The organism is Geothrix paludis (assembly GCF_022808815.1).
GTDB classification, from domain to species: domain Bacteria; phylum Acidobacteriota; class Holophagae; order Holophagales; family Holophagaceae; genus Geothrix; species Geothrix paludis.
The window spans coordinates 1,145,468-1,152,238 of sequence record NZ_JAKZLC010000001.1 but is presented as its reverse complement, the minus strand read 5'-3'; the positions used below and the strand labels follow the sequence as shown (position 1 = coordinate 1,152,238).

The 6,771-nt window shown below is 69.4% G+C and carries 6 protein-coding genes; 4 read left to right on the top strand and 2 right to left on the bottom strand.

What is annotated here, in order from left to right; translation table 11 throughout:
- Window positions 1-116 precede the first annotated feature (116 nt).
- A complete protein-coding gene (locus MLE64_RS05225) occupies window positions 117-989 on the bottom strand; it encodes a cyclic di-GMP-binding domain-containing protein, MshE-related (protein WP_243316723.1) in 873 nt (290 codons plus the stop codon).
- Window positions 990-1,081: 92 nt separating this feature from the next.
- On the opposite strand from MLE64_RS05225, the gene MLE64_RS05220 reads away from it, so the two are divergent.
- From MLE64_RS05220 to miaB, 3 genes are all read left to right on the top strand, one after another.
- Window positions 1,082-1,708: a hypothetical protein gene (locus MLE64_RS05220; protein WP_243316722.1), complete on the top strand. Its 627-nt coding sequence runs from the start codon at window positions 1,082-1,084 to the stop codon at window positions 1,706-1,708.
- Entirely contained in the window at window positions 1,708-3,759 is a 2,052-nt protein-coding gene (locus tag MLE64_RS05215; protein WP_243316721.1) for a TonB-dependent receptor, read from the top strand. Before MLE64_RS05220 ends, MLE64_RS05215 begins: the two co-directional genes overlap by 1 nt.
- A gap of 157 nt (window positions 3,760-3,916) precedes the next feature.
- A complete protein-coding gene (miaB, locus tag MLE64_RS05210; RefSeq protein WP_243316720.1) occupies window positions 3,917-5,221 on the top strand; it encodes a tRNA (N6-isopentenyl adenosine(37)-C2)-methylthiotransferase MiaB in 1,305 nt (434 codons plus the stop codon).
- Between the two features lie 10 nt (window positions 5,222-5,231).
- Here miaB and MLE64_RS05205 read toward each other — a convergent pair whose 3' ends face one another.
- Window positions 5,232-6,113 (bottom strand): aldose 1-epimerase family protein, encoded by an 882-nt coding sequence (locus MLE64_RS05205; protein WP_243316719.1) that lies wholly within the window; start codon window positions 6,111-6,113, stop codon window positions 5,232-5,234.
- Between the two features lie 68 nt (window positions 6,114-6,181).
- On the opposite strand from MLE64_RS05205, the gene MLE64_RS05200 reads away from it, so the two are divergent.
- Window positions 6,182-6,724 (top strand): hypothetical protein, encoded by a 543-nt coding sequence (locus tag MLE64_RS05200; RefSeq protein ID WP_243316718.1) that lies wholly within the window; start codon window positions 6,182-6,184, stop codon window positions 6,722-6,724.
- The last annotated feature ends 47 nt before the right edge of the window (window positions 6,725-6,771 follow it).

The following is a 6,771-nucleotide window of genomic DNA, read 5'->3' as shown; positions in this document are numbered from 1 at the left end:
GGCGGCCGCCCCCCCGCCCGGCCGCGCGGGGGGGGGCGCCGCCCCTGGCTCCCCCCCCCCCCCCCCCCCCGGCACCCGGCGAGGCGAGGTTTCCTGGCAATCCTGAAGGTCGAAAGCTAATCAGCTTTGCTGTTCTTGATCTCGCCGGATTCCACGAGGTTGGCGAGCAGGCGCTGGAGCTCGTCCTCGCCCAGGATGCCGCGCCGCTGGAAGAGACGGACCATGCCCAGGACGATGGCGCGGGTCCCGTAGGATTCCAGGGTGGGCACCGACTCGCGGAGGGTGCGGCCGGGGATGAGGTCGGGGGGAGCCGGAGGCGGAGGATCCGCCTTCTCGAAGAACCGGAAGGGATCGAGATCCGTGGTGTCGTAGGACGGAGCGCCGGTGGCGTCGAAGAAGGGATCCCGCGGGAAGGCGTGTTCCGCCGCGGGGCCGGGCGCGGGTGCGGGCACGGGCAGTGGGCTGAGGCTGAAGGTGACCGGGAGGGCCTCGTCCTCGTCGTGGGAGGCGCCCACGTCCACCGTGACCGGAGCCCCGGGAGACGGCGCCTCGAGGTTCCGGTAGAGCTCCCCGATGGCCTTGCGCAGCGCGCTGTGCGAAGCCACCACGGGCTGGATGTGCAGCCCTGACGCGAACCGGGCGCTGTCCATGGCGTTCAGGTCCGACGGATCGGACATGGCCAGCACCAGCGATTTCGGCTCCCGGGTGGCCACGGGAAGCACGGTGAACTGGTCCGCCAGCCGGTGGGGAACCAGCTTCAGCACCTCGGGCGGCACCGCGAGATTCCGCACGTCCATCTGGGGCACGCCGGCCTGCTGGCTGAGGAAGTCCATGAGGACCTCCTCGCTGATGTAGCCGAGGGCCACGAGGTTGCTGCCCAGGCGCCCCCGGGCGATCTTCTGGTGGGTGATGGCGCTCTGAAGCTGGGCCGGGGTGATGAGCCCGGATTCCACGAGCAGTTCGCCAAGCCGCTTGATCGGTTGCTGCATGAGGGAGTCCTGGGGACGTCGGTCTTCCGATGATGCACAGAGGGTGGCCCCCAAGGTAACGTCATTCAAGGCTTTTGTGGCCGGGAGGGTGCATGGATCCTGAAGAACTCTGGCGGGCGACCCTGCATGATTTCAACAATCTGCTGACGGGGCTCCAGAGTGTGGCGGATCTGGGCGATCCGGCCCTCCCCTTCGACCCCCAGAACCACGAGCGGCTGGAGACGCTTCTGGAGGATGGGAAGGTCCTCATCTCCATGGCCCGGACCGTGGCCCTGGGGCGGCTCCCCTACACTGAGCCCATCCCCTGGAAGGATTGGGAGGCGGGGCTGGGGAAGCGGCTTGAAGCCGCAGGCACACTTTTTCACTGTCCGATCGATTTCGTGGATGCGGGCGCTGGGCAGGCATCCTGGCCGGCCCCCCTGCTCCAGGATTGGGTCGTGGCGTTCACGAGGCAGATCCTCCCCTGGGCCGCGCCCGGGCCCTTGCGCCTGGAGGCGGAAGCCGTGCCTGGGGCCTGGATCCTGCGGTGGTTCACGGACTCCCCGCTCCCGCCATCCCTGGAGGCGGAGTGGCCCCCGGAGGCGCCACGCAGCCTGGCCGGACTCTGGCTGCGCGGCATGGCTGATCACATGAACCTGACGGTTGAGGCTACGGACGGAATCCTTCGGGTCCGCGTGCCGCAGTCCGATCCTTCGACTCCTGCACACAAGGAATCCTGATGTTGCAAGCCCTTCCTCCCGTTCCACCCGCGGCCGTGGTGGAGGTCACCGCCACACGCTTTCCAGAGGATCCGGCCAAGGTGCCGGCTTCCATCACCGTGCTCACCGCCCGGGAGCTTGCCGACTGCGGCGCCACGGATCTGCGCGGGGCCCTGGCGCTGCTGGCCGGGGTGTTCATCGCCCCCGGCGGCGACGCCGGCCCGGCCGGGAGCGTGCCCGAGTTCTGGGGCCTGAAGGAGTTCGACGCCTTCCTCCTCGTGGTGGACGGCGTGCCCTGGGGCGGCGCCTTCAATCCGGCCCTCGCCACCCTGAGCCTCGAGGGCGTCGAGCGCATCGAGGTCCAACGGGGGGCCGCTCCGGTGATGTACGGCGCCACCTCCTTCGTGGGCGTCATCCACGTCATCCGCGGCCTGCCGCTGGACACGAAGGGATCCGCCCGGCTGTCCGCGGGAAACCATGGCTCTTTCGGGGGAGCCGTCAATCTGCGCCTCCCCGTCGGCCCTGCGGTGGACAGCACCCTCACGGTGGACCACGACACGCAGGGCTTCGAAGATCCGCGCACCAGCTTCAAGCGCAACCACCTTCTGTGGCGGAACCGCGTGCAGGCCCTGGATGGCGTGGTCCGGTTCGACCTGGAGGGCACGGCCGTGGACCAGCAGCCCGCGAGCCCCTTCCCCCGCGTGGGCCGGGCGCTGACGGATCAAGTGCCGCTGGACGCCAACCACAACCCCGGCGGGGCCTTCCTGAACGACCGGCGCGTCACCCTCACCTTGGGCTACGATCGGGCCCTGGATGCCTCCGTGCTCTGGTCCACCACGCTGTCGGCCTCCCGGGCGCGCCAGGATGCCTTCCGGGGCTTCCTCACGGACGTGAGCACCACCGCCCCCAACGCGCATGGCTTCCGCGAGCGCATCGACCTCACGGACCTCTATCTCGACACTCACCTCACGTGGGCGGCCGGAGCCGGCCTCAAGGTGGTGGCGGGCGTGGACCATCTGCATGGGCAGGGCCGCGGCCGGGGCGGGGACTTCGACTACTTTGTGAACCTCGACGGATCCGGCGCGCCGGACGCCTCCGCCACGCCCAGCCAGGCGGACATCCGCATCGACGATCAGCGAGATTTCACGGGCCTCTACGCCTTCGCCCAGTGGCAGGCCACGCCACGCCTGACGCTGGAGGCGGGCCTGCGCCTCACTCGGGCTGAGGAGACGCGCCGGGCCGCCACGCTGGACTTCGCCAGCGGAGCCCTCGACACCGGCGTGGACGCCCGCACCACCACCCGCCTGGGTGGCAGCGCGGGGGCCACCTGGACCGCCTGGCAGGCCGGCGAGGATCGCGTGAACCTGTTCGCGGGCCTGCGCAGCACCTTCAAGCCCGCGGCCATCGACTTCGGCCTGGACAGCGCCGCGCAGATCCTCAGACCCGAGACCGCCACCAGCTACGACCTGGGCGCCAAGGCCGACCTCCTGGGACGCCGCCTGGCCCTGGAAGTCAGCTTCTTCCTCATGGACTTCGAGAACCTGGTGGTGTCCCAGAGCGTGATCGATCCGGCCACCGGGACGGCGTCGCCGGTGCTCGCCAACGCCGGGACCGAGCGCTTCCAGGGCGTGGAGGCGTCGGCCTCCTGGCGCCTCACCAGCGACCTGGCGGCCCGCCTGGCCTACAGCTACCACGACGCCCGGTTCCGGGACTACGCCAAGGATTTCGGCGACGGCACTCTCACCCAGCTGGCGGGGAAGCGGCTGGAGATGTCCCCCTACCACCTCGGCGGCCTGGGCATCTCCTACGCTCCGGCCCGCGGTTTCACTGCCTCTGCGGAGATGGCCTACACCGGCGCCGCCTTCCTCAACCAGCGCAACACCGCGCCCACCGGCGGCTACGCCACCTACGGCGCCAGCCTCGGCTGGCGGGAGAAAGCCTGGGAGCTCCGCCTGGACGGCCGCAACCTCACGGACCGTCGCAAGCCCGTCGCCGAGAGCGAGCTGGGCGATAGCCAGTACTACCTGCTCCCCGGCCGTCAGCTCGCCCTGAGCGCCCGGTACCGGTTCTGAGGGCGCGGAGGCTCGAAAATCGGAGACAGGATTTACAGGATTAATAAGGATTAGCAGGATTCAAGCACCAAGGCTTTAATCCTGTTAATCCCGCCTTTCATCCTGTTAATCCTGTCCAAGCATTTTTCTCAGTACACTCGAAGGTTTGGGTGCAGAGATGAAGTTCCACATCGAGACCTGGGGCTGCCAGATGAACGACCACGACGGCGAGAAGTTGTCGGGGCTGCTGTCGGCGGAGGGCTTCGAGGCGGTGGACGCGGCGGAGGACGCGGAGCTGGTGCTGCTCAACACCTGCTCCATCCGCGAGAAGGCCGTGCACAAGGTCTACTCGGAGCTGGGCCGCCTGCGGGAGGAGAAGCAGCGGCGCCCGCTGCTGGTGGGCGTCACCGGCTGCCTGGCCCAGCAGGAGCAGGCGGCCCTGTTCAAGCGCGCCCCCCACATCGACTTCGTGCTGGGCACCATGGCGCTGAAGCAATTGCCGCGCCTGGTGGCCGAGGCCCGGGCCGGCAAGGCCCGCGTCATGGACACGGGCGAGTACCCGGACAACCACCTCTTCCCGCCTTCCGTGGCCCGGCGCCGCGACACGGCCAAGGCCCTGGTGACCATCACCGAGGGCTGCAACCACGCCTGCACCTATTGCATCGTGCCCACCACGCGCGGCGCCGAGCGCCATCGCCCCTTCGGGGATGTGGTGGCCGAGGTCCGGGGTCTGGTCGAGCGCGGCTACCGCGAGGTGGAACTGCTGGGCCAGAACGTGAACAGCTACGCTGGCGGCTGCACCTTCGCCGAGCTGCTGGAGCGCGTCTCCGAGGTCGAGGGCCTGGAGTGGATCCGCTTCACCACCAGCCATCCCATGAACTTCACGAAAGAGCTGGCGCGGGTGCTCGCCACCAACCCGAAGGTCGCCCCCTTCCTCCACCTGCCTCTGCAGAGCGGCAGCGACCGCGTGCTGCGCCGCATGCTGCGCGAGTACACCGTGGCCGAGTACCTGGAGCGCCTGGGCTACCTGGGCGAGGCCCGGTCGCGGATCTGCCTCAGCACGGACTTCATCGTGGGCTTCCCCGGCGAGACGGACGAGGACTTCGAGGACACCATGCGGGTGCTGAACCAGGTGGCCTTCGATGCCTCCTTCAGCTTCATCTACTCGCCCCGGCCCGGCACACCATCGCTGCGCCTCAAGGACGACCTGCCCATGGCCGTGAAGTCCGAGCGCCTGGCCCGCCTCCAGAAGCGCCAGACTGAGCTGACTCGGGCCAGCAACCAGCGCTTCGTGGGGCGCGAGATCCCTGTGCGCGTCGAGACCCACGGCCCCACCGAGCAGGGCTGGTGGCTGGCCCGCAGCGGCGAGTGGAAGACCGTGCACCTGGCCGTCGGCCCCGGCCGGGAGCTGCCCTTCGGTGAGCTGGTGCAGGCGAGGGTTACTTTGGCCAGCCCGCACTTCCTGGGGGCGGAGCTGGTGTAGAAGCTCTCAGCTATCGGCTGTCGGCTATCAGCGTGATGGTGAAGTTCCAGCGGCGGGTGGCGCCGGGCGCGAGAAGGAAGCTGCCGGGCTTGGCGGTGATGTCGCCGTCCCAGTCCGCGGGATCCGCGTGACCCTCCCAGGGCTCGAGGCAGAGAAAGGTTGGGCCAGGCTCCGGCTTGGCCCAGATCCCGAGGTGGGGGAAGCCCTCCCAGCGCAGATCCAGGCCGGGGCCGCCCTCCGCCTCGAAGCGGAGCCTGCGGCTTCGGGGCTCGAGGAAGACCAGGGCATCCTCCCGGAAGAGGCCCTCGTTCAGAGGCAGCACCCGATCCTGGATCGGCGAGGGGCGCGGCGCAGGATCCAGCAGGCCGTCGGCGTCCAGGCGGCGCAGGGCGCCGGGCTCGTCGGCCTCGAAGACCAGTCGGTGCGCCGCCTTCGGAAGGCCCGGCGCCAGCGGCCAGCGGAAGGCCGGGTGCAGGCCCAGGCTGGCGGGCAGGGGCGCGTCGCCCGGATTGCGGAGGGCCAGGTCCATGCGCAGCGAGGTGGCGGTCAGCGTGTAGGCCACCCGCAGGAGGAAGGGGAACGGATAGGCGGCGCAGGTGGCCTCGTCGTCCCGCAACTCGGCCGTGCAGGTGGTGGCGGTGCCTTCGATGAGGGCGAAGTCCCGGTCCCGGGCGAAGCCGTGGCGGGGGATGGGGAACATCTTCCCCACGTGCCGCAGGGTGTCGCCTTTGACCCGTCCCACGATGGGGAAGAGCAGGGGGGCATGGCGGGGCCAGGGGGGGCCAGCTTCCCAGAGGAGGTCGTGTCCGCCCAGGCGCAGGGACTGGAGCTCGGCGCCCGTCGCGGCGATGAGGGCCTCGGCTTCGCCGGTGTGCAATCGATGGATGTCCATGCACGAGATTATCCTTGCCATGGTAGATTTTCCCCGCCAAGCCTGCCGCTTTCCTCCGGGAGCCCACCATGCCTTTCACGGCGGACGTCATCGCGACGACCCTCCACGCGCCTCTGGCCAACGTGGAGAAGAACTGGCCCCTGGTGGTGGAGGCCCTGGCCGCCCTCAAGATCCAGGATTCCGCCACGGAGGTGGCCGCCATCGCCACCATCGGGGCGGAAAGCTACCTGTTCGCCCCGGAGCGGGAACAGGGCAGCGAGGCCTATTTCCGCCGCATGTACGAGTTCAAGCGCGCCCTGGGCAACACGGAGCCCGGCGATGGCGCCAGGTTCTGCGGCCGGGGCTTCATCCCCGTGCTGGGCCGGGCCGAATACGCCAGGTTTGGGAAGCTGGTGGGCGTCGACCTGGTGGAGGACCCGGAACAGGCGCTGGATCCGGCCCTGGCCGCCCGGATCCTGGCGTACGACTTCATGCTCAAGGAAGTGCCCAAGGCCGCCGCCGAGGGCGACTGGGTGAAGGTCCACCGGCTGGTCCGCGGCGACCTCTCCGGCTGGAAGCGGTTCAACGGGATCCTCATCCCCCTGCTGAAGCTGATGTCCGAGCAGGGGTGAACATCCAGCCGGGAATGAATATCCAGCCAGGAATGAATATCCAGCTT